Source organism: Amycolatopsis speibonae (assembly GCF_042647925.1).
Classification (GTDB): domain Bacteria; phylum Actinomycetota; class Actinomycetes; order Mycobacteriales; family Pseudonocardiaceae; genus Amycolatopsis; species Amycolatopsis speibonae.
In genome coordinates this window covers 448431-473742 of record NZ_JBHRWK010000014.1, presented here as the reverse complement: position 1 = coordinate 473742, position 25312 = coordinate 448431, and the positions used below count along the sequence as shown (strand labels likewise).

The window sequence follows — 25312 nt, the reverse complement described above, 5'->3', positions numbered from 1 at the left end:
CCCTTTCGTAAATGCGCGCGAACGGATCGCGTTCAGGTGACTGATTGCGATCAGGTTCCGGAGTTGCCCGCGCCCGGATGGCGGAGATGTCTGCGCCGATGGCCGAGACGTCAGGTTTCGGTTGTGAGACGGAAGCGTGAGACCCCGGAAAGGCATGTAACGAGGCGACCCGGGGTGCCGACGTCTGGGATACGTGACGCGAGCCAAGGAGCCTCTCGATGACCACCTGCCGACTCTGCGGATCGGCCCATCTCGCCAGCGTCGTCGACCTAGGGGCGACGCCGCCGTGCGAACGATTCCTCACCGCGGAACAGCTCGCGGAACCGGAGCCGACCTACCCCCTGCACCTGCAGGTCTGCACCGAATGCTGGCTCGCCCAGATTCCGCCGCTGATCACCCCGGAAGAGACTTTCACCGAATACGCGTACTTCTCGTCGTATTCCGCCTCCTGGGTCGAACACGCCAAAACGTTCGTCGACGGCGCCGTCGGACGACTCGGGCTCGATGAGTCCTCGTTCGTCGTCGAGGTCGCCAGCAACGACGGCTATCTGCTCAAACATGTTGTGGCGCAGCAGATCCGTTGTCTCGGCGTGGAACCTTCGGTGAACGTGGGCCAAGCCGCGCGTGACGCCGGGGTGCCGACGAAGACCGCCTTCCTCAGCCCTGAAAGCGGGCGCGACGTCCGCGAGGAACACGGTCCCGCCGACCTCGTCGTGGCGAACAACGTTTACGCGCACATTCCGGACATCATCGGCTTCACGCACGGGCTCCGCGCCCTCGTCGCCGATGACGGCTGGGTCAGCATCGAGGTCCAGCACCTGCTGACGCTGATCCAGGAGAACCAGTACGACACGATCTATCACGAGCATTTCCAGTACTACACGGTGGAATCCGCGCGCCGGGCCCTTTCGCGCGGCGGATTGTCCGTTGTGGACGTCGAGCTCCTGCCCACTCACGGCGGTTCCATCCGGCTGTGGGCGCGCCCGGACGCCGTCGCCGGCGAGCCGAGCGAGCGGATGCTGGAGATCCTCGACGCCGAAAAAGCGGCCGGACTGCACGAAATGTCCGGCTACACCGAATTCTCCGAGCGGGTCACCAAGGTCCGGCTCGACCTGAACAAGTTCCTCACCGACGCGGCGCTCGAAGGCAAGACCGTCGTCGGCTACGGCGCCCCGGGCAAGGGCAACACGCTGCTGAACCACTGCGGCATCCGCCCGGACGTGCTGCGGTACACCGTCGACCGCAACCCGTACAAGCACGGCCGGTTCACCCCCGGCACCCGGATCCCGATCCTCCCGCCGGAGCGCATCGAAGCGGACCGGCCGGATTACGTGCTCGTCCTTCCGTGGAACCTCCGGAAGGAACTGACCGCCCAATTGTCCTTTGTGGACGAGTGGGGCGGGAAACTGGTCTTCCCCATCCCGCACCTGGAAATCGTCGAGGTGAAGTCGTGAAGGTAGTCCTCTTCTGCGGCGGCTACGGCATGCGGATGCGCAACGGTGACGCGTCCGACGTGCCCAAGCCGATGGCCATGGTCGGCCCCAGACCCCTGATCTGGCACGTGATGCGGTACTACGCGCATTTCGGCCACACCGAGTTCGTGCTCTGCCTCGGTTACGGCGCGCACCACATCAAGGAATTCTTCCTCAACTACCAGGAGACCGTCTCCAACGATTTCGTGCTGCGCGGCGGCAAGGCGGAACTGCTGTCGACCGACATCGCGGACTGGTCGATCTCCTTCGTGCAGACCGGCCTCGAATCGGCCATCGGCGAGCGGCTGCGCCGGGTGCGCCCGCATCTGGACGGCGACGAGATGTTCCTCGCCAACTACGCCGACGTCCTCACCGACGCCCCGTTGCCGGAAATGATCGAGCGTTTCAAGAACTCCGACGCCGGCGCGTCGATGATGGTCGTGCCGCCGCAGTCGTCGTTCCACTGCGTCGAGATGAACGAGGACGGCCGGATCGGCGCGCTGACCCCGGTCAGCGAGATGCCGCTGTGGGAGAACGGCGGGTACTTCGTGCTGCGCCAGGAGGTCTTCGACCACATCCCCGAGGGCGGCGACCTGGTCGCCGACGGCTGCGGTGAACTCGCCAAGCGCGGCAAGCTGCTCGCGTATCCGTACCGCGGGTTCTGGAAACCGACCGACACCGTCAAGGAACGCGTCCAGCTGGACGACGCGTACGCGCACGGCGACCGTCCCTGGGCGCGGTGGGAACGCGAACCCGCGCCGGTGGCCACGGCGTGATCGGACTCGGCACCGGCCGGATCGAGCGGATCGTCGCGCTCGGCGCGCATTGTGACGACATCGCCATCGGGGCGGGCGGCACACTGCTGACGCTCTGCGCGGGCAACCCGGGTGTCCGGGTCGACGCGCTCGTCCTGTCCGGCGGCGGCACCGAACGGGAGGCCGAGGAGCGCGCCGCGCTCGCGGCCTTCTGTCCGGGCGCCGACGTCGAGGTCACCGTGCTCAAACTGCCCGACGGCCGGTTCCCGTCGCACTGGGAAGAGGCCAAGAACGGGCTGGAAGACCTGCGCCGCCGCACGGACCCGGACCTCGTCCTCTCCCCGCGCACGGCCGACGCGCATCAGGACCACCGCGGCCTGGCGACGCTGGTGCCGACGGTGTTCCGCACCCATCTCCAGCTGGAGTACGAAATCGCCAAATGGGACGGCGACCTCGGCAAACCCGCCGCCTACGTCCCGCTGTCGGCCGAGCGCGCCGAGGAGAAGGTCCGCCTGCTGCAGGAGCACTACGCCTCGCAGCGGCATCGACCTTGGTACGACCGGGAAGCCTTCCTCGGCCTCGCCCGCATTCGCGGCATCGAATGCGGGCAGCGCTATGCCGAGGCCTTCGACCTCAAGAAACTGACGCTCGACCTCACTGCGAAAGGCTGAAAGTCATGCGTGTGCTGCTGACCGGGCACAAGGGCTACCTGGGCACGGTGATGGCCCCGGTGCTGGCCGCCGAAGGCCACGAGGTGATCGGCCTCGACTCCGGTCTCTACGACACCTGCGTGCTGGGCCCGAAGCCCGAAGACCCCGAAGGCTTCGAGGTCGACCTTCGTGACGTCACGGCCGAGCACGTGGCCGGGGTGGACGCCGTGATCCACCTCGGCGCGCTGTCCAACGACCCGCTCGGTTCGCTGGCGCCGGAGCTGACCTACGACATCAACCACCACGCCTCGGTCAAGCTCGCCAAGCTGGCGAAGGACGCCGGGGTCAAGCGGTACCTCTACGCGTCGACGTGCTCGGTCTACGGCGCCTCGGGCGGCGACGGCCTGGTCGACGAGGACGCGCCGCTGCGCCCGGTGACGCCGTACGCCGAGTCGAAGGTGCGGGTGGAGGACGACGTCCAGGAGCTCGCCGACGGCGACTTCAGCCCGGTGTACATGCGCAACGCGACCGCGTTCGGCTTCTCGCCGCGGCTGCGCGGCGACATCGTGCTCAACAACCTGACCGCGCACGCCCACCTCTCCGGCGAGGTGCTGGTGCTCTCCGACGGCACGCCGTGGCGGCCGCTGGTGCACGCCAAGGACATCGCGCGGGCCTTCGCGGCGGCGCTGGTGGCGCCCAAGGAAGCGGTGCACGGCAAGGCGTTCAACATCGGCACCGAACGCAACAACGTGACCGTGGCCGAGATCGCCGAAGAGGTCGTCGAGGCCGTTCCCGGCTCCACGCTGCGGATCACCGGCGAGGCGGGCGCGGACCCGCGTTCCTACCGGGTCGACTTCTCCCGGTTCCGCGCGGCGATCCCCGCCTTCGACTGCGACTGGTCGGTCAAGGACGGCGCGCTCGAACTGATCGAGGCCTACAAGACCCACGGCCTCACCGAACACGGCTTCCAGCGCCTGTTCACCCGGCTGGCGCGGCTGCAGGACCGCACCGCCGCCGGCGAACTCGACGACACCTTGCGACGTCGCTGATGACACACGGGGGCCTGGAGACGAGCGCCGACCTGCGTGAGCTGGTCGAGCGCCTGTATCCGCTGTGCCGCAGCATCACCGGCGACGGCGTCCGCCGCACGCTGGAGATCGTCGGCGAGCACATCCCGCTGGAGATCCACGAGGTCCCCACCGGCACCGGAGTGCTGGACTGGACGGTGCCGCAGGAGTGGAACATCCGCGACGCGTACATCAAGGACGCCTCCGGCCGCCGCGTGGTCGACTTTCAGGAGTCGAACCTGCATGTGGTCGGCTACAGCGTCCCGGTGTCGCGGAAGATGCCGCTCACCGAGCTGCGCGAGCACCTCCACACCCTGCCGGACCGGCCGTCCTGGGTGCCGTACCGGACCAGCTACTACTCGCCGACGTGGGGTTTCTGCCTGGCGCAGGAAACCCTCGACGCGATGCCGGACGGCGAGTACGAGGTGCACATCGACTCCACGCTGGCCGACGGGAGCCTCACCTACGCCGAGCACGTCGTGCCGGGAGAGGTCACCGACGAGGTGATCATCTCCTGTCACACCTGCCATCCGTCGCTGGCGAACGACAACGTCGCCGGGATCGCGATCGCCGCCGCGTTCGCGCGGACGCTCGAAAAGCCCCACCACACGTACCGGTTCCTGTTCATGCCGGGCACGATCGGCGCCATCACCTGGCTCGCGCGCAACACCGAGCGCGCGGGCCGGATCAAGGCGGGGCTCGTGCTGGCGTGTGCCGGTGACCCGGGATCGTTGACGTACAAGCGAAGCCGCCGGGGCGACGCCGAGATCGACCGGGTGCTCGCGTACGTCCTGGCCGATCGCGTGCACCAGATCGTGGACTTCTCGCCGTACGGCTACGACGAGCGCCAGTTCTGCTCCCCCGGCTTCAACCTGGGTGTCGGATCGCTGACGAGGACGCCGTACGCGGGTTATCCCGAGTATCACACCTCGGCCGACAACCTCGATTTCGTCTCCACGGCGGCCATGGAGGAAACCCTCCAGACGCTGAAGGACACGCACGCCGTCCTCGACCGCAACCGCAGCTACGTCAACCTCAGCCCCTACGGCGAGCCGCAACTGGGCAAGCGCGGGCTGTACGGCTCACTCGGCGGGCGAAGCGACGCCAAACAAGCCCAGATGGCCATGCTCTGGGTGCTCAACCTCTCGGACGGCGAGCACAGCCTGCTCGACGTCGCCGAGCGGTCCGGGCTGCCGTTCGATTCCGTCGCCGCCGCCGCTCAGGCGCTCCACGACGCCGGATTGCTCAAGGATTAGAGGCCCATGCGATCACTTCTGCGTTCCCAAGCCGTCCGGGCGATGGCCGGACGGCTCAGCTGGGGCCTCGGCGACCAGGCCGTCTCCAGTATCACCAACTTCGTGGTCGGCCTCTACGTCGCGCGTTCGCTCGGCACGTTCGCGTTCGGCATGTTCAGCCTCGCCTGGGTCAGCTACGGCGTGGTGCTCAACCTTTCGCGCGGGCTGACGACGGATCCGCTGATGGTGCGGTTCTCCGGGGTGTCCACCGAATCCTGGCGCGCCGCGACCAAGCGGGCGACCGGGACGGCGCTCACCGTGGGCGTCGTCTCCGGGCTGATCAGCGTGGCCGCCGGCCTCGTCGTGGGCGACTCCACCGGTGGGGCGTTCATCGCGCTCGGCCTCGTCATCCCCACGCTGCTGCTGCAGGACGCCTGGCGGTTCACCTTCTTCGCCGCGGGGCACGGGAAGAAGGCGTTCCTCAACGACGTCGTCTGGGGGATCGCGCTGATCCCGGCGCTGTTCATCGCGCACCACACGTCCGACACGGTCGTCGCGTTCATCCTGGCGTGGGGTCTTTCCGGGGCGGTCGCGGCCGCCTTCGGCTGCTTGCAGTCCGGGGTCCGGCCCGATCCGCGCGGCACGCTCGAATGGATCAAGGCACACCGCGACCTCGGTACCCGCTACGTGATCGAAAACGTCAGCAACAGCGGCTCGTCGCAACTGCGGATGTACGGTCTCGGCGCGATCGCCGGGATCGCGAGCGTCGGCGCGGTGCGCGGTGCCGAGCTGCTCCTCGGGCCGTTCTTCGCTCTTTTGATGGGACTTTCCCTGGTCACGGTCGCCGAAAGCGCGCGGGTGCTCCAACGGGCCCCGCACCGCTTCCGGAAATTCTGCGCCGTCCTCGGCGCGGGCCAGGCGGCGGCGGCCCTGCTCTGGGGCCTCGCCTTGCTTCTGGTACCCCACGACGCCGGCCGGTTCGTGCTCGGTGACGTCTGGGATCCCGCTTCGAAACTGATCCTCCCGGTGACCATCGGTATCGCCGCGGCGGGATTCAACACCGGGGCGGCCGCCGGACTGCGTGCGCTCGGCGCTGCGAAACGGAGCCTTCGCGCCCAGCTGATCAACTCGGCCGGCTACGTCGGCTTCGGGCTCATAGGCGCCTTCTTGGCCGGGGCGTCCGGATCCGCTTGGGGGGTCGCGTTGGCGATCACCAGCGGGTCAGCGGTGTGGTGGCTTCAGCTGCATATCGCCTTCAAGGAACACCTGACTTCGGAGAAGGAAGAAATGAGGACGTCATGAGCACCGCTCCTCGGCTGAGCATCGGGCTCCCGGTCTACAACGGCGAGGACTACCTCGCCGAATCGCTGGACGCACTCCTCGGCCAAAGCTTCGGGAACTTCGAACTGATCATCTCGGACAACGCGTCCACCGACCGCACCGAAGAGATCAGCCGTGAGTACGCGAAGCTGGATTCCCGCGTCCGGTACGTGCGCCAGCCGGTGAACATCGGCTGCGCGCCCAACCACAACTACTGCGTCGACGTCGCCCGCGGCGAACTGTTCAAGTGGGCCTCCGACGACGACCTCTACGCGCGCGACCTGCTGGAACGCTGTATCGAAGCGCTCGACGAGCATCCGGAGTTCATTCTCTCGCACTCGTGGACGGCGATGATCGACGAGAAGGGCGTCGTCACACAGGCGCTGCAGTACCCGCTGAACACGGTCTCGCCGCACGCCGCGGAACGCTTCCGCAGCACACTGTTCGCGCCCGGCGGGGACGACGACGGCGCTGTCATCCGCACCGAGGTCCTGCGCCACGTCGCGCCGCTGGACAGCTACCACCACGCGGACCGCACGATCATCTCGGAACTGGCCCTGCACGGCCCGTTCCACCAGGTGCCCGACTGGCTGTACTTCCGGCGCGACCACCCCGGCCGCTCCGAACACGAGCACCCGACCGTGCGCCGGCGGGCCACCAACCTCGACCCGAAGCGGGCCGACAAGCTGCGCCACCCGATGGTCCGGCTGCTCGGCGAGTACGTCCTGGGGTACGTCAACGCGATCCGCAACGCGCCGATCTCCGGCGCGGAGAAGCGTGAATGCTTCCGCTACCTGCGGCAATGGGCACTGAACCGGGCGGGGAACCCTGCCATGGGCCGGATGCCGGTGCAGGCCGAGGCCGAAACCGGCCCGCGTGAGGTCTCCGTCGCCTCGGTCGTCGCCGGCCAGGAGGGACGAGTCCCTTGACCCCGCCCGCGAGGATCGGGCTGTTCGGCCTCCTCGGATCGGGGAACCTCGGCAACGACGGTTCCTTCGAGGCGGTACTCGGGTTCTTGCGCACGGAACATCCGGACGCCGCCATCAGTGTGATGTGCGGCGGCCCGGAAATAGTCGCGTCGCGCTACGGACTCGAGACGACCGCGTTGAACTGGTACGAGGGCGAATACCGGACGGTCTCGGGACCGCTGTCAGTCGTACTGAAGGCCTTCGGGAAACTCGTCGACGCCGTCCGCACGGCGGCGTGGGTGCGGCGCCAGGACGCGGTGATCGTGCCGGGGATGGGTGTCCTGGAATCCACCCTTCCCCTGCGCCCGTGGGGGTTCCCGTACGCCTTGCTGCTGCTTTCGGCGTCCGGAAGGCTGGTCGGTACCAAGGTGGCGCTGGTGAGCGTCGGCGCCAACGTGAGCTCGCAGCGGGTCACCCGGTCGGTGATCCGCTGGGCCGCGCGGCTGGCGGCGTTCCGGTCGTATCGGGACGAGCCGTCACGGGACGCGATGCGCGCGATGGGGGTCGACGTCACGAACGACCGCGTCTACCCCGATCTCGCCTTCGCCCTCCCGGCGCCGTCGGAACCGGTGCTGCCCCGTTCCGTCGGGGTCGGGGTGATGGCCTACCACGGCGGGAACGAGGACAGGGCCCGCGCCGGCGAGATCTACGAGTCCTATGTGGACAAGATCACCGGGTTCGTCGCCGGACTGGTCGCCGACGGCCGCCCGGTGCGGTTGTTCATCGGCGACCGGGCCGACAAGCAGGTCGTCGACGAGATCATGCGGGAACTGGACTCCCCCTTGATCGCCGCCGCCGACACGTCCACTTTGGACGAACTGCTGCGGGCGATGTCGGCGGTCGAGGTCGTCGTCGCCACCCGGTACCACAACGTCCTGTGCGCGCTGAAGCTGGCGAAACCGACGTTGTCCCTCGGGTACGCGAGCAAGAACGAGGTCCTCATGACCACCCTGGGGCTGGGGGAGTTCTGCCAGTCGGCCAAGGAGATCGATTCCGCCGCGCTGGTACGCCAGTTCGCCGAACTCGAGTCCCGGGCGGGCGAACTGGCCGGGATCGTGGCGAAACGAGGCGCGGAGCAAGTGCGACTACTGGACGAACAGTTCGCCGAACTCCTCGCCGCCTTCCTGCCGATCGGAGTCCGATGAAGGTGATCCCGGTGCCCGCCATCGCGGGCGCGTACCTGTTCGAGCCGACCCCGCACGCCGACGAACGCGGCTTCTTCAGCCGCACCTTCGACGCCGACGTCGTCCGGTCGGCCGGGATCGACCCGAACGGGTTCCTCCAGGACAGCGTTTCCCGGTCCCGCCGGGGAGTGGTGCGCGGAATGCACCTCCGCTCCGGCGAGGGCGAGGCGAAACTGGTCCGGTGCTCGTGGGGCGCCGTCTTCGACGTCGTCGTCGACCTGAGGCCGGATTCGCCGACCTACCTCGGCAAGGAGACGTTCGACCTCTCCGGGGAGACCCAGGTCTCGCTGTACATCCCGGCGGGCTGCGCGCACGGATTCCAGGCGCTCACCGAGTACGCCGACGTCTCCTACCGGATCGACCGCGTGCACGACGCGAGCGAGGACGTCGCGATCGCCCACGACGACCCGGAACTGGCGATCCCCTGGCCGCTCCCGGCGGCGCTGCTGTCGGAACGGGACCGCCGTGCCCTTCCTCTTTCCGCCGTCTTACAGAACACGAGGTGAGAGCATGACCCGTCAGCTTCCCAAGTCCATGCGGGCCAACGAGCGCCTCCACGCGATGATCCCCGGCGGGGCGCACACCTACGCCAAGGGCGACGACCAGTACCCGGAGAATCTGGCGCCGGTCATCTCCCACGGGCGCGGCGCGCATGTCTGGGACGTCGACGGGAACTCCTACATCGAGTACGGTTCGGGGCTGCGCGCGGTCAGCCTCGGGCACGTACACCCGCGGGTCAGCGAGGCCGCCCACCGGGAGATCGACCGGGGCGCCAACTTCGCCCGTCCGTCCATTGTGGAGGAAAGGGCGGCGGCGAAGTTCCTCGAAACCGTCCCGACCGCCGAGATGGTCAAGTTCGCCAAGAACGGCTCGGACGCCACCACGGCCGCGGTCAAGCTCGCCAGGGCGGCCACCGGCAGGCCGCTGGTGGCGATCTGCGGTGACCACGCGTTCTTCTCCATCGACGACTGGTTCATCGGCACCACGGCGATGTCGTCGGGTATCCCGGACGAGATCACCGGACTCACCGTTTCGTTCCCGTACGGCGACCTCCCGGCGACGGAACGGCTGCTGCGGGAGAACGCGGGCCGGGTCGCCTGTCTGGTCCTGGAGGCGTCCACCCAGCTCGAACCGCCCGCCGGGTACCTCGTCGGCCTGCGGGAACTCGCCGACCGGTACGGCTGCGTCCTGATCTTCGACGAGATGATCACCGGTTTCCGCTGGTCCGAGGCGGGCGCACAGGGGCTCTACGGCGTCACGCCGGACCTCTCGACGTTCGGCAAGGCCCTCGGCAACGGGTTCGCCGTCGCCGCGCTCGCGGGAAAACGCGAACTGATGGAACTCGGCGGCCTGCGGACCGGCGGCGACCGCGTCTTCCTGCTGTCCACCACGCACGGCGCCGAGACGCATTCGCTGGCGGCCGCCATCGCGGTCATGGAGACCTACACCGAAGAAGGCATCGCCGCGCGGCTGCACGCGCTCGGTGACCGGCTCGCCGCCGGGGTCCGCGAAGTCGCGGCCTCCGCCGGGGTCGGGGAACACGTCGTCGTGCGCGGCCGGGCGAGCAACCTCGTCTTCGCCACACTCGACGCCGACAAGAAACCGTCGCAGGATTACCGCACGTTGTTCCTGCGGCAACTGGTCACTGGCGGGGTCCTCGGACCGTCGTTCGTGGTCAGCAGCGCATTGTCCGAAGAAGACATCGACCGGACGGTCGAAGTGGTCTCGCAGGCTTGCCTTGTGTACCGCAAAGCGCTCGACGCGGATGATCCGGCGCCGTGGCTGGGTGGCCGTCCGGTGAAGCCGGTTTTTCGGAGAAGGGTATGAGTTCAGGGATCGCATCTCGCTCGGCCGGCAGACGCACGCTCTGCGTCGCGCTGTCGGTATTACTGCTCCAGGTCGCCGTTGAAAGCCCAGCGGTGGCATCCGAAGAGCCGGCCGGAGGGGTGTGTGGCACAGCCGTCGGCGTCCCCTCCCCGCCGGAAGGCGCCCAGGTGATCCAACCGGGTACGGATCTGACCGACCGGACCCGGTTCAGCCCGCCGGGAAGCACGTTCTGGCTGGCCCCGGGCACGCACATGCTGACAGCCGACCAGTTCGGCCAGGTGATGCCCAAGGACGGCAACGTCTACCTCGGCGCGCCCGGCGCCGTGCTGGACGGGCGAAGGATCAACCGCGCGGCCTTCACCACGTCGGCCAAGGACGTGGTCATCCGCGGTCTGACCATCCGCGGTTTCGTCGCGGAACGGGATCAGGGCGTGGTCAACCACGACTCCGGCGACGGCTGGACCATCGAAGGCAACGTCATCGAGGACAACGACGGCGCCGCGATGATGACCGGGACCGGCCAGCGGGTGATCGGCAACTGCCTGCGGAACAACGGCCAGTACGGCATCAACGCCTACCGTTTCGGCAGCGGGATGACCGGCCTGGTGATCGAAGGCAACGAGATCACCGGGAACAACACCGGCGACTGGGAAACCAAGCTCCCTGGCTGCGGCTGCACCGGCGGGGCGAAGTTCTGGGCCGTGAACGGCGCCGACATCGTCGGCAACTGGGTCCACCACAACCACGGTGTCGGGCTCTGGGCCGACACGAACAACAACGACTTCCTCATCCAGGACAACCTGATCGAGGACAACGCGTCCGAGGGGCTGTTCTACGAGATCTCCTACAACCTGGAGCTGATCGGGAACACGTTCCGGCGCAACGCGCTGGTGCAGGGCCGCACCCGGGCCGCCAAGGGTGACACCTTCCCGGTCGCCGCGGTGTATCTCAGCGAATCCGGCGGGGAACCGAGGCTGCCTGCCCGGACCAGCCAGATCGACATCCGGGGGAACCTGTTCTCGGACAACTGGTCGGGGATCACCCTGTGGGAGAACGCGGACCGGTTCTGCAACAGCCCGGCCAACACTTCGACCCTCAGCTGCACGGCTCTGGTCTCACCGACGTCCACCTGCTCGGACCCGGGCATCGCGACCGAGCCGCTGTACAGCGACTGCCGGTGGAAGACCCAGCGCGTCCTGGTGCACGAGAACACGTTCGAGGTCGACTCGGCGCTGGAAGGCTGCCTCGACCGCTGCGGCCGGATGGCGGTGCTCTCGAACTACGGGACCTTCCCGGCCTGGTCACCGTACCGGGGCACGGTGATCTCGGAGGCGATCACCTTCCGGCAGGAGAACAGGTGGTACGACAACCAGTACTACGGGCCCTGGACGTTCGTCGCCCAGGACGCGTCGAAACGGCTGACGCCCGCGCAGTGGCAGGCCGAGCCCTATCGGCAGGACGTCTGCAGCGGGTTCGGCGAGAGCGTGACCTGCTGAAGTTTCACCTGTAAGTGTCCATCTGGGACCGTCCACAGTGGCTTACCGTTTCGGGTATGCCCGCGTTCCTGGTCGTCCTGCTGCTGCTCGCGACAGGAGTCGTCACAGCCCCTCCGGCTTCGGCGGCTCCTGTCACGGCTTGTGAAGCGGGGCCGGTGAGCCCTTCGAAACCGGACGGCGCCGTGCTCGTCCCGCCGGGGACCGACCTTTCCGAGAAGACGCGCGAACTCCCGGCCGGCACGACGTTCTGGCTGACCGGGGGCACGCACACCCTGGGCCCGGACGAGTACGGTCAGATCATCCCGAAGGACGGCAACGCCTACCTCGGCGCGCCCGGCGCCATCCTGGACGGGGGCGGCGTCAACCGCTACGCGTTCACCCAGCAGGCGCGCGACGTCGTCATCCGCGGCCTCACGATCCGCGGGTTCACGGCCCCGCGGGATCAGGGAGTGGTGAATCACGACTCCGGTGCACACTGGACCATCGAAGGCAACACCATCGAGCACAACCACGGCGCCGCGATGATGGCGGGGCCGCGTCAGGAGATCCTGCGGAACTGCCTGCGGGACAACGGCCAGTACGGCATCAACGCCTACCGGGCGGGCGACGGGATCACCGGGCTGCTCGTCGAGGGCAACGAGATCACCGGCAACAACACCGACGACTGGGAGAAGCAGGTCCCCGGCTGCGGCTGCAGCGGCGGCGCGAAGTTCTGGGCCGTGAACGGCGCCGACATCCGCGGGAACTGGGTCCACCACAACCACGGCGCGGGCCTGTGGGCGGACACGAACAACAACGACTTCCTCATCGAGGACAACCTGATCGAGGACAACGAGGCGGAGGCGTTGTTCTACGAGATCTCCTACAACCTCGTGGTCCGCGACAACACCTTCCGGCGGAACACCCTGGTGCAGGGCCGCGCGTTCGCCGCTCGCGGGGACGACTTCCCGGTCGGGACGATCTACCTTTCCGAATCCGGCGGTGAGCCGCGTATTCCGGCCCGGACCTCTTCGGCGGAGATCGTGGACAACGTCTTCGAGGACAACTGGGGCGGGATCACCGCTTGGGAGAACTCGGACCGCTTCTGCAACAGCCCGGCGAATACCTCTTCCGGCTCGTGCACACTTCTCGTTCCTTCGGTCTCTTCGTGTTCCTCTCCGGGGATCGCTTCTCGTCCTTTGTACGACGACTGCCGATGGAAGACGCAGCGGGTTTCCATTCACGGCAACAAGTTCTCTCACGGGTCCGATTGCTCGGGGTTGTGCGGGCGGATGGCGCTCTTGGCGAACTTCGGGACTTATCCGGAGTGGTCGCCCTATCGGGGTTCTTCCGTTTCAGAGGCTGTGACCTTTGGGCAGGGGAATCGGTGGTATGACAACGCTTATTCGGGGTCTTGGCGGTTTGTCGCTCATGACACTTCGCGGACTTTGGGGGCTTCGGCTTGGCAGGGGGCTCCTTACTCGCAGGACGCGGGGTCGAGCGTGGAGGATTTGGGACATTGAACGTCCCAAATCCTCCACGCTCAAAAGATTTCGGGCGTGACAGGTCCGCTCATGGCTCATATCGAGCGAACTTGTCGGTAGTGGAGGTCATGGTGATCGGGTGCAACGAGGAACCTGGTCGACCGACCCCCAGCTCATCCATGGCCCGATGGTCGTCCGCGCGGCCGCGCTCATAGCCGCCGGCGTGCCGGGCCGGACCATTTCACGCCGCTGTGCCCCCGGCGGCCCCTGGCAACGCCTCATGCCCGGAATCGTTTTACTCCACAGCGGAGAAGCCACCGACGAGCAGCGACTCGGGGCGGCGCTGCTCCATGGTCGCGAGAACGCGACCCTGACCGGGCTCTGGGCACTCCGCCGTCACGGGTTGGAGCGGCTACCGCCACCGCAGGACGTGCACATCCTGGTGCCCGCCGAGCGTCGCGTCACTTCGACAGGCTTCGTGCATGTCGAGCGGACAAGGCACTTACCTCGCCCCCACCTCCGTGGGGATCTCCCGGTGGCTCCCGTCCCCCGAGCAGTCATCGACGCCGCCCGAAGGCGCACCGACGAAGACGAGATCCAGACGATGATGGCCGAGGCCGTCCAACGCCGCTTCTGCACCACCGACCTGCTCGCCCGCGAACTCGACCAAGCAGGCCGAACCGGAACCGCTCTACCGAGGAAAGCCCTGGTCCCGCTGCTGGCCGGAGCGAGATCCGTCGCCGAGGCCGACGCCTGGCACCTCTGGCGAAGATCCGGCCTCCCGCCGGGCCACTGGAACGTCCCGATCTTCGACGCGAACGGGATCTACATCGCCACCCCGGACTTCTGGTGCGACGAGATCGCCTTCGCCTGGGAGATCGACTCTTACCGCCATCACGCGAGCCTCGAAGACCACCGCGCCACCGTCGCCCGGAACGCCAGGTACGTGGCCGCGGGGATCGTCGTGCTCCAGACGCTGCCGTCCCGTCTGCGCACCGAACCGGAGCTGGTACTCGGCGAGCTCAGAGCTGCGTTCCGCACGGCGCGAGACCGGCCGAGGCCGAACGTCAAACGGGCCGCGTGAGCCGGTCCACCGTCCAGCCCACCACCGGCACCACCACGACAGCGACCCCGAAACCCCCGAAGGTGTCCGTCGGGTAATGCGCCCCCAGCGCCACCTCGGCCCACCCCATCGCGAGCCCCGCGAAAGCGACCAGCCCCACCAGCACCCCGGTCCCGCCGGCAGGTCCGAGCCCCCGCACGTCGATCACCAGCAGCGCGACGACGGTCGCCACGGTCACCGCGAAGGCCGTGTGCCCGCTGGGGTAGGAGAGGAACTCGTCGTGGATCAGCCTGCCGACCAGGGGTTTCAGGCCGGTGGTCAGCGCCACCGTCACCCCGCTGGCGGCCACGAGCAGGATCGCGATCCGCGGCCGCCGGTGCCGCAGGCACAGCCAGCAGAACAGCGCGATGACCACGACCGCGCCGATCGGTTCGCCCGCGAAGTCGATGGCGGTCGCCACGTACCAGAGCGGGCCCTCGACCCGGTCGATGACGGGAAGCACGAGGGCGTCCAGTCCGGCGAGGTGGGAGGTCCCGGCGTAGCGAACACCGAGCACGAGGGCGATGACGAAGCCGAAGGCGGCCAAAGACCACAGCGGGACTCGCGCCCGCGGCGGCAGCGCGGGCGGACCGGTGATCACGCGAAAGACACCGCGTCGATCGCGGCCCGGTAGCCGCCGACGAGCCGTTCCAGCCCGATCTTCGGGGTGAACTCCTGCTCGTAGACCAGCCGCGCCGCCCAGCCCATCTCCTGGTTCCGTTCGGCGTCGCCGACGACCTCCCGCAGGCATGCCGCGAGGGACTCGGGGTTCCCGGGTTCGTGCAGCAGGCCGGTGACCCCGTCTTCGACGAGTTCGCGGAAGGCGCCGTGGGCGGCGGCGACCGTCGGGACACCGGCGGCCATCGCCTCGACCACGACCAGCCCGAAGGTCTCCAGCCATTCCGAGGGGGCGAGGACGGCGTTCGAGCGGGCGACCAGATCGCGACACTCCTCTTTGGACTGAAGGCCGAGGTAGCGGACGTCGTCGCGGCCGTGGGCCCAGCGCGCGACCTCGTCCTGCATCGGGCCGGTGCCGGCGATCACCAGCGGCGGCAGCGGACCGCCCGCCGCGACGAGCAGGTCCCAGGCCTTCATCAGCAGGCCGATACCCTTTTCCTCGGTGATCCGGCCGAGGAACAGCAGATGCTCCCCCGCCCCCTGGCGCGTCTTGCCGGGATCGGCGACGTAGTTGTACTTCACCGCGAGCCGCTCGGCGGGCATCCCGGCGGCGATCAGCACCTCGCGCTGCGCCTTCGAGATGCAGAAGAACCGTGAGACCCCGGACCACCAGCGGTTCCGGTTCAGCATCAGGCTCGCCGCCATCGGCACGGTCGCGATCCCCGAGCCTCGATAGCACCCGTGCCGCACGGCGGGCAGCGGTGTCCGCCCCACGCAGTCGGTGCACACCTGGCCGTCGCGGTACAGCGTGCCGGGCGGGCAGATCAGGGTGTAGTTGTGCACGGTCGCGACCGTCGGGACCCCGGCCTCGGCGCACGCGGCCAGCACCGACGGCGAAAGCAGCGGGAACGTGTTGTGGACGTGGACGACGTCCGGCCGGTCGTCGGCGAGGCGCCGGGCCAGGTCCGCGCGCACGGCCCGGTTCCACGGCACCTGGAGCGGGACGACGGCCTTGCGCGGCAGGGACATCCCCGCGATGTCGTCGCTGCGCCGTTCGAACAGGCCGACCTCGTGCCCGGCCTCGGCCAGTAACGCGGTCTCCTGGTCCACGACGTTGTTCTCACCGCTGGGCTGCTCGGATCTGTACCGGTTGTGGATCACGAGGACCTTCACGTCGGCTCCTTGACGAAATCGGGTTCTTCGGCGGGCACACGCACGAGCAGCGACGCGGCCAGGGCCAGGTGCAGCAGGTACGGCGACGCGTCGCCGAGACCGGCCTCGGTGTAAGAGGCGGAAAGACAATAGGTGATCAGGAAGATCGCGCACGCCCTGGCCGGCGACGGCGGCCGCAGCACCGCGACCACCACCAGCACGAGCAGGAACGCCCCCACGATCACGATCCCGACGTACCCCTGCTCGTGGTAGACCGCGAGCCAGCTGCTGTCGATCGGGAGCCCGTCGTAGGACTTGTCGGTCAGGCCGACGCCGAACAGGTACTCCAGCGTCGTCCTCGGCGCGCCCAGGAGCGAGTCCCACACCTTCGCGCGGCCGGTGAGGCTGGAGAAGTTCTCCTCGGACTGCCCCCGCAGGAACCACGCCTGCAGCAGTCCGCCCAGCGCCACCACGACGAACACCCCGCCGAACACCAGCCCGGTGAACACCTTGCGGGCGCGGGCGCTGGACATCCACTGCGACATCAGCGCCACGATGGTCCCGACCACCAGGCCGAGCATCGCGGTGCGGGTGTGGGTCAGCAGCAGTATCCCGAAAGACGGGATGATGACGATCAGCGCGTGCCGCCGCTCCAGCTTCCCCCCGAGCCACAACAGGATCGTGAGGCCGATGGCGATGGCCGCGTACTGGCCGACCTGCGGCGGGGTCAGCGGCCAGACCGTGCCGGTGAGCCGTCCGCCGTACTCGAACGGCATCGCGTTGCCCGGGCTCAGCGCGAGCCCGATCACCACCGTCACCAGCATCGCGCCGTAGGTGCGGATGTGCTGGCGGACGAGGTCGAGGCCGCCGTCCCACCAGCGGGTCAGCAACCACAGGGTGCCGAGGAAGAGGCTGAACCGGAAGCAGCGGAAGAGCGCGCCGAACCCGCCTTCCAGGTCCAGGCTCGCGACCACGCTCAGCACCAGCAGCAGCGTGAGCAGGGAGAGGTAGGCGCTCGGCCGGATCCGCAGCCTGGGGTTCAACGCGAGCGCGATCACGAAGGCGGTGCCCAGCGCGCCCATGGTGATCAGCTGGCTGACCGACCTCGGCAGCGGGATGACCGTCTTCGCGCCCGTCGAGCCCAGGGTGTTGATGATCAGCAGCGTCCAGGCGATACCTGCCGCCTTGGGGAAGCCGCGGATCGTCGGAGCGGGCCGGACGGCGGGATCGAGCACGTCAGCCACCTCCCGCGCGGGTGAGTTTGCTGCCCTGGTCCTGACGGTAGGGCGCGCCCTGCCACTCACCGAAGCCGAGTACCCGGCTCGGCTCGAAAGCCACGAAGTTCCACGGCCCGGAGTAGGTGTTGTCGTGGAGCTTGTTGCCCTGGTCGAAGGTGATCGCCTGCTGGACGACCTCACCCTTGTACGGCGACCACTCCGGGAAGGTCCCGAAGTTCGCGAGCATCGCCATCCGCGCGCAACTCTCCTCGCAGTTGGTGACGACCGGGTCGAGCATGAACCGGTTGTGGTGGATCTCGACGCGCTGGGTCTTCCACCGGCAGTCCTCGTTCAGCGCGCCCGCCGCGATCGCGGGCTGCGCGCATTTCGCCTGCTCGGGCACCAGCCGCGTGCAGGAGCCGGACGAGGTGTTGGCCGGGCTGTTGCAGAACCGGTCGGAGTTCTCCCACAGGGTGACGCCGTTCCAGTTGTTCTCGAACGAGTTGCCGGAGATCTCCAGTTTGTCCGTGCGCGCCTTCACCCTCGGCTCGCCACCGGATTCGGAAATGTAGATCGAGGCCACCGGGAAGCTGTCGCCGCGGTCGATGTAGCCCTTGCCGTCCACCCAGTTGTTCCGGCGGAAGGTGTTGCCGCGGATGACGGCGTTGTAGCTCGTCTCGTACATCAGGGCGGAACCGTCGTTGTTCTCGATGACGTTGCCCTCGATGAGGAAGTCGTTGTTGTTCGTGTCGGCCCACAGCCCGACACCGCGGTTGTCGTGCACCCAGTTGCCCCGGATGTCGGCGCCGTCGACCGACCAGAACTTGATCCCGCCGGAGCAGCCGCAGCCGTCGATCTTGCGTTCCCAGTCACCGGTGTTGTTCCCGGAGATCTCGTTGCCCTCGACGACGAGCCCCTTGATCGCGTTGTCCTGCGCGTAGGCGTTCATGCCGTACTGCCCGTTGCGCCGCAGGCAGTTCGCGCGGACCTGCTGCCGCGCACCCGCCATCAGCGCCGCGCCGTCGTTGTCCTGGACGGTGTTGTGCTCGATGACCCAGCCGTCGGCCGAATCGTGGTTGACCACGCCCTCGTCGTGCGGGGCGGCGAAGCCCTGCACGGTCAGGTACTGGATCTTGACGTCGGCGGCGTGGCCGGAGAAGGCGTACTGGTTGATCTTCCGGCCGTCGAAGACCGCGTTCGGGCCGCCGAGGTAGACGTTGCCCGCCTTCGGGTTGATCTGGTCGTAGCGGTCGTCGCCGAGCCGGTGGGTCCCCGGTGCCAGCCAGAACGTCGTCCCTGCCGGGCTCGACCGCGTCTTCGCGGCGAGGTCGCCCGACACCGCCGGGTCGATCTTCACCGCCCCCGCCGGCGCTTCGGCCGGCCCCGCCTTCACCTTGTCGCACACCTGCGCGATCGAACCGGACGGCGCCTGCGCCGGGTTCGGTCCGGTTTCGTCGGCCGGGGTGGTGCAGGCGGTGAGCGTCAGCGGGCCGAGCAGCACCAGAAGCGCTGCCCGGCGGAGACGGTGCGGTCGTGCGATCACAATGGGGGATCCTCGTTGCCTGAATCGAAGGTGAGCGCGGTGGTGAACGCCGCGCCGTCGGTGGCGATCCCGCCGCCGAACAAGGTCCAAGCGGGCTCGCGGCGGCCGAATCCGGCCGAGTACCAGCCCATCGGCAAACCGGTCTCGCCGCGGTGCGCCGACCAGTCCAGCTCCGGCGGCAACGCCAGCGAAGCCGTCCGGACCCGGCCGTCGACCGTCCAGGACAACGTCGCCGTCGCGTCGGAGAGCGAGACCTCGACGGCCGGGCCGAAGTGGAACGCGAGACGGCAGTGCTGCGCGTCGCCGCCGCGGACCTCGTCGAGGATCCGGAACGTCGAGTCCTCCAGTTCCACCGAGCGCCGGTGGATCGCCGGGCCGTAGCCGTCGTGTTCCGCGCTCCAGCGCGACGGCGTTCCCGCCGCGATCACGGTGGTGACGGCGTGTTTCGTCCACAGGAACGGTCCGCCGGAGACGGACTGGTCGGTCCGGGAGAGTTCGAGCGTGTTGTGCGCGGCCGTGGACCGGAAGTACGACCGCCACTTCGGTTCGCCGTGGTAGCAGTAGGTCCCGGGGTCGGCGAGGATGTCGACGCCGTCGTGCCGGACCTCCACCGAGAGCGCGTCCGCGTGCGCGTGCGCGGCGATGGACAGGAAGCCGTGCGGCCCGCCGTCGCAGCGAGCCCAGATCGCGCCATCGCGCAGGATGGTCATCCCCGCGTCGGCGAAGTCGTCCCGCCGCCGCACCGGACGCGTCTCACGGACCTGGATGTCCTTGGCCAGTGCGGCGAAGAGCGGGGTGCGGACATCGCCGCCGGTCGTCTCCGGCCACCAGTCCAACCGTCCGAAAAGGACGGATCCGGTGTTGAGCAGCGACGCCCAGCGGCTGGTCTCGTCACCGACAGTGCCGTCCACGATGAGCCCGAAGCCGTCGTCGGCGTCACCCTGCCGCGGCGGCCGCAGCCGATTGTCTACAATGGACGCCAGCGCGTCGGTCATCCGGAGCAGCACGAACCAGATCGACTCGGGCACCGCGACCCCGGCTGCCTTCGCCTCCAGCGCCCCGGCGAGCCCCAGTTCCAGGACGAGCCCGTGGTACTCGGTGGCGAGCTCGCGGTTGATCCCGGAGTCGAAGGTGTTGTGGCACAGCATCTTGTCCAGCGACGCCAGCGCCGCGTCCCGCCACTGGGCGGACTCGGGGAACCAGGCGAACGCGCAGGCGGCGGCGAGCTGCCCGGCGTCCTCGGCGATCACGTGGTTGTTCGCGGACGAACCCCGGCTCGGGAACGCGGCCAGCCAGCGCTGGTGGTGCCAGATCTGGGTGAGCGCCACCGGGTTGTCCTCGAACAGCGCCGGGGCCTGCGCCCAGCCATCGAGCAGCCGCCGGACCCACACCCACGACAGCAGCCGGATGCCGAGTTCGATCCCGCTGACCCAGTGCACCCCGCGCATCGGCGGATTCGCCGCCCACCACGACCCGAGATGCGCGGCGACGCGCTCGGCGTACCGGTCTTCGCCGGTCAGGGCGTACGCGGCGGCCAGCACGGTGAGGTGCTGATGCCGTGACGGCTCCCAGATCTGCTTGATGTCGCCGACGAGGTCCTCGCTGCGGTACGGGACGTCGAAGGAGTACACATCGGACGGTGCGCGGCGGCCGGTCTTCGGGTCGTAGGACCAGTCCGGGTCGACGAGATCGTCCCGCTCTACGCCGAAGTACTCGGCGCGCCCCTCCATCAGGCGATCCGCGGTGACGAGCAGATCCTTCACCGCGTCACCCGAGACGGCGGCGAGGACGTCTTCACCGGGCACCGACGCGAACCGGCGGTCCGGCAGCCACGTCGGCTTGTCGCCGGCGACCCCGCGCCACTGGCGTTTGCGCACGACGTCGGTGACCCGGCCCGCGACCTCGGCAGGCCCCATCCGCGACAGTCTTCGCAGGTACCAGGACGGATCCATCAGGCAAGCCCCTCTGTGTTGTCCTCGGTGAACCCGCGACCGCGATCGACGTCGGCAGGGCGCTGGTCGGTCGACAACGTCACGTTGAGCGCGAAACGCGCCCTGCCACCGCGATAGCGGGGCCTACGGCCAGGCGGGTTCACGCGTATGGTCACTTCCCCGCCGTCCTCTCAGCTCCGCCATCAAGCTCAGCCGCGTTGATCCGCACCGCGGCACCGGTCTCCAGGCTGCGGTTGACCGCGAGCGTGGCCAGCGTCGTCGAAACGAGCGACTCCACGGACACCGGCATCGCGACCCCGGTCTTCAGCGCGTTGACGAACGCCTCCAACTCGGCGGCCTGGCCCTTGTCCCGACCCTTGGGGATGCGGGAGCTCGCCCACTTCTTGCGGCCGAACACCGACGCGCGCGCGAAGTCGTCGAACTTCAGCACCTTGCCGTCGGCGGTGACGTCGATCGTCTCCTTGGGGAACGCCGACGAACCGCTGGTGGTGTACGCGATCGACGCGGTCGAGCCGTCCGGGTAGCGCAGCAGGATCTGCAGGTCCTGGTGCCCGGGGGTGGCGGTGGCGTACACCGAGACCGGGTCGGAGCCGAGCAGCCAGCTCACGGTGTCGATGAAGTGCCCGCCCTCGCCCGCGAACCGAGAACCCTCGCTGTCGGCCTGGTTGTACCAGCTGCCGGAGTCGAGCTGACCGGCGTTGACCAGGTACCGCACGGAAGCCGGGCCGATCCGCGGTCCGAAGTGGAGCACCGACTCGTTCAGCAGCGGCGCGAACCGGCGGTTGAACCCGACCTGCAGCCGGTCGTTGCCGGACTCCTCGATCGCGCCGAGCACGACCTCGAGTTCCTTCTCCGACAGCGCGAGCGGCTTCTCGACGAAGACGGCCTTCCCCGCGAGCAGCGCACGCCGGGTCAGCTCGGCGTGCGAGCTGTGCCGGGTCACGACGAACACGGCGTCGATCGAGGAGTCGTCGAGCATCGTGTCGAGGTCGGTGGTGGCGCGGGCGAAGCCGAACTTGCGCTTGGCGTTCGCGCCCGAGAGCGCGGAGGTGGTGACGACCTCGGTGAGGTCGACGCCCTCCATCTCCGCCAGATGCGGCAGGAGCATCGAGGACGCGTAGTTGCCGGCGCCGATGAACCCGATCCGCACGCCGCCGGGCTTCGGCAGCGCACGCGTGGTCACCGTCTTCGGCAGCGAGACCTCGGCGACCGGGACAGTGGTGGCGGCGGCGCGCTTCTCGTACTCGAAGAGCACCGCGACGGCCTTGAGCTCGCCCTCGTTCAGCTTCCGGTACGTCTCGACGGCGTCGGAGAAGTCCGACGTGTGCGAGATCAGCGGCTCGACGTCGAGACGGCCGCTGCCCATCAGGTCGACGACGCATTCGAGGTTGCGGCGCTCGGTCCAGCGGACCTGGCCGATCGGGTAGTCGCGGCCTTCGAGTTCGTACTCCGGGTCGTAGCGGCCGGGGCCGTACGAACGGGAGAACCGGACGTCGAGTTCCTTTTCGTAGTAGGCGTTCCACGGCAGGTTCAGCGAGCACTTGCCGATGTCGATCACGCGGCCGCGGTCGCGGGCCAGCTTCGCGGCCAGCTCCACCGGCTCGTTCGTGCTGCCGCCCGCGGCGAGGTACACCTGGTCGACGCCGTGCCCGGAGCTGATCTCCGCGACCGCGGTGTCGATGACGCCGGACGCCGGGTCGCCGCACTTCAGGGCGCCGAGCCGCTCGGCGAGCGCGCAGCGTGTCGGGTCCGGGTCGACGCCGACCACGCGGACGCCGGAGGCGACCAGCAGCTGCACGACCAGCTGGCCGATCAGGCCGAGCCCGATGACCAGCGCGATGTCGCCGATCTGCGGTTCACCCTGGCGGACGCCCTGCATCGCGATCGAGCCGACCGTGCCGAACGCGGCGTGCCGCGGGTCGACGCCGTCGGGCACCTTGGAGTACAGGTTCTTGGGCACCCAGTTCAGTTCCGCGTGCAGCGCGTGCTCGTTCCCGGCGCACGCCACGTAGTCCCCGACGGCGACGTCGCCGATACCCGCGCCGACCTCCTCGACCACGCCACACAGCGAATACCCCAGCGGCGTGTACGAGTCGAGCTTGTTCATGGCCTTGCGGTAGGTGGCGCCGAGCCCGTTGGTCGCGACGCTCTGCATCACCTTCGCGACCTGGTCCGGCCGCGCCTTCGCCTTGCCCACCAGGGAAAGGCTCGCCTCGGACACCTTCATCATCTCGGTGCCGGTGGAGATCAGCGAATAGGCGGTGCGGACCAGCACACCGCCCGGTTTGCACGCGGGGACTTCGACGTCGAGGAGCGCCAGCTCCCCGCTCTTGTAGTTCTGCACTACCTGCTTCACGTCGCTCCTCAGCGATCAGGTGGTCCGGGCCGCGACGGCGCCGCGGTACCAGTACTCGAGGGTCAAGATGTGCCAGAGGTGCTTGGACCGGTCCTGCTGCCCGGACGCGTCTTCGTCGACGAGCTTCTGCAGGGCCTCACGACGGAGGAACCCGGCCTTCACCAATTCGCCTTCGTTCGTCACCTCGCGCACCAGGGGCGCGAGGTCGCGGCTCATCCAGGCCCGCAGCGGCGCGCTGAACAGGCCCTTCGGCCGGTGCACGATCTCGGCCGGGAGGATCGACAGCGCCGCTTCCTTCAGTGCCATCTTCCCTTGGCGCTTCACGATCTTCTTGTCACCGGGGATCCGGAACGCGGCCTTCACGACCTCGATGTCGACGAACGGCGTCCGCACCTCGGTCGAGGCCGCCATGCTCGACCGGTCGGTGTAGGCGAGGTTGAGGCCGGGCAGGAAGAGCCGGGAATCGGCGAGGCACATGCGGTTCACGAAGTCGGACAACGTGTTGTCGTGGTAGGTGTCCGCGTGCTCGGTGATCACGTCGTCGACGGCGCCCGCGAGGTCCGGGTTCAGCAGTCCGGCGAGCTCGGCCTGGTCGTACATCGTGTAGCTGCGCCGGAACGCGGTCTCCTCCGGCAGTTCCGCGAACGAGAGGAACCGCTTGGCGAACCGGACCGACCGGAACCCGCGCTTCGACGTCGCCACCGGCAGTCTGTCCACAAGGGACTCCACCGGACGACGGACGAGACCGGGCACCCGCTGGTACTGCACGGCGATCTTGTTCGCGAGATGCTTGCGGTACCCGGCGAACAGCTCGTCGGCGCCCATCCCGGACAGCATCACCTTGACGCCTGCCTCGCGCGCGGCGGTGCAGATCAGGTAGCTGTTGATGGCCGCCGGGTCGCCGATCGGCTCGTCGAGGTGATACGTCATCCGCGGCAGCAGGTCCAGCACCTGCGGCGCGATCTCGATCTCGTGCAGGTCGACGCCGAACTTCGCGGCGACCTTCTTCGCGTACATGAGGTCGTCCGGCATCGCCTCGAACTTCGCGTCCTCGGCCCGGAAACCGATGGTGTACGCGGAGATCCCCGGCTGCTCACGAGCGGCGATCGCGGTCAGGTAGCTGGAGTCGAGCCCGCCGGAAAGGAAGGTCGCGACCGGGACGTCGGCCATCAGGTGCTTGCGCGTGGAGTCCTCGATGACGGCGTTGAGGTCGAACTCGCCCTCGAAGGCGGCACCCTCCTCGGCGACCTGGCGGAGCGACCAGAAGGTGCCGCGCTCGACGTCACCGTTCGGGCGGAACCGCGCCCAGCTGCCCGGCGGCAGCTTCTCGGCCTCGCTGAACGCGCACCGGCCGTCCGGGACCCAGTAGTAGAGCAAGGACGCGACGAGCGCGGTGTCGTCGACGGTCAGCGAGCCGCCCAGTTCGGCGGCCAGCGCCTTCAACTCGGAGGCGAACGCGACACCCTTGCCGCGGCGCACCAGGAAGAGCGGTTTGATGCCCAGCTGGTCCCGCACCAGGGTCAGGGCGCCGGTGCGCTCGTCGAAGACACCGAACGCGAACATGCCGCGCAGCCGGTGCAGGCCCTCGGTGCCCCACTTGCGCCAGGCTTCCAGGACGACCTCGGTGTCGGAGGTGCCCCGGAAGCGCACGCCGGCGGCTTCGAGTTCCTTGCGCAGTTCCGGCGAGTTGTACAGCTCGCCGTTGTAGGTCAGCGCGAGCCCGTCCTTGACCATCGGCTGCGCGCCGGTCTCGGTCAGGTCGACGATCGACAGCCGTCGATGTCCTAAGTGGACTTCACCCTCCCCGGCACGGTGGTCGTACCGCCCCGAACCGTCCGGTCCGCGATGGGCGAGGATCTTGGTCAGCCGATCGGTGAGCGGTCCCCCGTCCGGCCAGAAGTAGGCCCCTGCGATGCCGCACATCTAGTTCGCTCC

At 68.6% G+C, this 25312-nt stretch carries 20 protein-coding genes; 13 read left to right on the top strand and 7 right to left on the bottom strand.

Annotated features, from left to right (window positions below):
• Nucleotides 1–218: 218 nt before the first annotated feature.
• The 13 genes from ACFOSH_RS10285 (at nt 219) to ACFOSH_RS10225 (ending at nt 14521) form a co-directional block, all read left to right on the top strand.
• Nucleotides 219–1454, top strand: a complete 1236-nt coding sequence (locus ACFOSH_RS10285; RefSeq protein WP_378238505.1) for a class I SAM-dependent methyltransferase — start codon at nt 219–221, stop codon at nt 1452–1454.
• Complete coding sequence (locus ACFOSH_RS10280; RefSeq protein ID WP_378238504.1) at nt 1451–2248, top strand: sugar phosphate nucleotidyltransferase; 798 nt, start codon at nt 1451–1453, stop codon at nt 2246–2248. Before ACFOSH_RS10285 ends, ACFOSH_RS10280 begins: the two co-directional genes overlap by 4 nt.
• Nucleotides 2245–2898 carry a PIG-L deacetylase family protein gene (locus ACFOSH_RS10275; RefSeq protein WP_378238822.1) on the top strand — a complete coding sequence of 218 codons (654 nt, stop codon included), beginning with the start codon at nt 2245–2247 and terminating at the stop codon, nt 2896–2898. Before ACFOSH_RS10280 ends, ACFOSH_RS10275 begins: the two co-directional genes overlap by 4 nt.
• Nucleotides 2899–2903: 5 nt before the next feature.
• The gene (locus ACFOSH_RS10270) at nt 2904–3926 is read left to right on the top strand and encodes an NAD-dependent epimerase/dehydratase family protein (protein WP_378238503.1); all 1023 of its coding nucleotides are present in this window, start codon (nt 2904–2906) and stop codon (nt 3924–3926) included.
• Nucleotides 3926–5200 (top strand): DUF4910 domain-containing protein, encoded by a 1275-nt coding sequence (locus ACFOSH_RS10265; RefSeq protein ID WP_378238502.1) that lies wholly within the window; start codon nt 3926–3928, stop codon nt 5198–5200. The genes ACFOSH_RS10270 and ACFOSH_RS10265 overlap by 1 nt, the downstream gene beginning before the upstream one ends.
• 6 nt (nt 5201–5206) lie before the next feature.
• Nucleotides 5207–6481 (top strand): hypothetical protein, encoded by a 1275-nt coding sequence (locus tag ACFOSH_RS10260; protein ID WP_378238501.1) that lies wholly within the window; start codon nt 5207–5209, stop codon nt 6479–6481.
• Nucleotides 6478–7428, top strand: a complete 951-nt coding sequence (locus tag ACFOSH_RS10255) for a glycosyltransferase family 2 protein (protein WP_378238500.1) — start codon at nt 6478–6480, stop codon at nt 7426–7428. The genes ACFOSH_RS10260 and ACFOSH_RS10255 overlap by 4 nt, the downstream gene beginning before the upstream one ends.
• Nucleotides 7425–8612, top strand: a complete 1188-nt coding sequence (locus ACFOSH_RS10250; protein WP_378238499.1) for a polysaccharide pyruvyl transferase family protein — start codon at nt 7425–7427, stop codon at nt 8610–8612. The genes ACFOSH_RS10255 and ACFOSH_RS10250 overlap by 4 nt, the downstream gene beginning before the upstream one ends.
• Nucleotides 8609–9157 carry a dTDP-4-dehydrorhamnose 3,5-epimerase family protein gene (locus ACFOSH_RS10245; protein ID WP_378238498.1) on the top strand — a complete coding sequence of 183 codons (549 nt, stop codon included), beginning with the start codon at nt 8609–8611 and terminating at the stop codon, nt 9155–9157. Before ACFOSH_RS10250 ends, ACFOSH_RS10245 begins: the two co-directional genes overlap by 4 nt.
• Before the next feature lie 4 nt (nt 9158–9161).
• Nucleotides 9162–10478: a glutamate-1-semialdehyde 2,1-aminomutase gene (locus tag ACFOSH_RS10240; RefSeq protein ID WP_378238497.1), complete on the top strand. Its 1317-nt coding sequence runs from the start codon at nt 9162–9164 to the stop codon at nt 10476–10478.
• On the top strand, nt 10475–11974 hold the full coding sequence (locus ACFOSH_RS10235) for a right-handed parallel beta-helix repeat-containing protein (RefSeq protein WP_378238496.1): 1500 nt from the start codon (nt 10475–10477) through the stop codon (nt 11972–11974). Before ACFOSH_RS10240 ends, ACFOSH_RS10235 begins: the two co-directional genes overlap by 4 nt.
• 56 nt (nt 11975–12030) lie before the next feature.
• Nucleotides 12031–13476 (top strand): right-handed parallel beta-helix repeat-containing protein, encoded by a 1446-nt coding sequence (locus tag ACFOSH_RS10230; RefSeq protein WP_378238495.1) that lies wholly within the window; start codon nt 12031–12033, stop codon nt 13474–13476.
• A gap of 100 nt (nt 13477–13576) precedes the next feature.
• Nucleotides 13577–14521, top strand: coding sequence for a hypothetical protein (locus ACFOSH_RS10225; RefSeq protein WP_378238494.1), 945 nt, complete (start codon nt 13577–13579; stop codon nt 14519–14521).
• Here ACFOSH_RS10225 and ACFOSH_RS10220 read toward each other — a convergent pair.
• The 7 genes from ACFOSH_RS10220 to asnB all read right to left on the bottom strand — a co-directional run bounded on the left by ACFOSH_RS10220 (nt 14505) and on the right by asnB (nt 25300).
• Nucleotides 14505–15140: a phosphatase PAP2 family protein gene (locus ACFOSH_RS10220; RefSeq protein WP_378238493.1), complete on the bottom strand. Its 636-nt coding sequence runs from the start codon at nt 15138–15140 to the stop codon at nt 14505–14507. The two genes, ACFOSH_RS10225 and ACFOSH_RS10220, sit on opposite strands and share 17 nt — an antisense overlap.
• A complete protein-coding gene (locus ACFOSH_RS10215; protein ID WP_378238492.1) occupies nt 15137–16330 on the bottom strand; it encodes a glycosyltransferase family 4 protein in 1194 nt (397 codons plus the stop codon). The genes ACFOSH_RS10220 and ACFOSH_RS10215 overlap by 4 nt, the downstream gene beginning before the upstream one ends.
• Nucleotides 16327–17544, bottom strand: a complete 1218-nt coding sequence (locus tag ACFOSH_RS10210) for an O-antigen ligase domain-containing protein (RefSeq protein WP_378238491.1) — start codon at nt 17542–17544, stop codon at nt 16327–16329. The genes ACFOSH_RS10215 and ACFOSH_RS10210 overlap by 4 nt, the downstream gene beginning before the upstream one ends.
• A gap of 1 nt (nt 17545) precedes the next feature.
• Entirely contained in the window at nt 17546–19069 is a 1524-nt protein-coding gene (locus ACFOSH_RS10205; protein ID WP_378238490.1) for a right-handed parallel beta-helix repeat-containing protein, read from the bottom strand.
• Entirely contained in the window at nt 19066–21021 is a 1956-nt protein-coding gene (locus ACFOSH_RS10200) for a heparinase II/III family protein (protein ID WP_378238488.1), read from the bottom strand. The genes ACFOSH_RS10205 and ACFOSH_RS10200 overlap by 4 nt, the downstream gene beginning before the upstream one ends.
• A 151-nt stretch (nt 21022–21172) precedes the next feature.
• A complete protein-coding gene (locus ACFOSH_RS10195; protein ID WP_378238487.1) occupies nt 21173–23377 on the bottom strand; it encodes a bi-domain-containing oxidoreductase in 2205 nt (734 codons plus the stop codon).
• A 15-nt stretch (nt 23378–23392) separates the two neighbouring features.
• Nucleotides 23393–25300 carry an asparagine synthase (glutamine-hydrolyzing) gene (gene asnB / locus ACFOSH_RS10190; protein WP_378238485.1) on the bottom strand — a complete coding sequence of 636 codons (1908 nt, stop codon included), beginning with the start codon at nt 25298–25300 and terminating at the stop codon, nt 23393–23395.
• Nucleotides 25301–25312 lie beyond the last annotated feature (12 nt).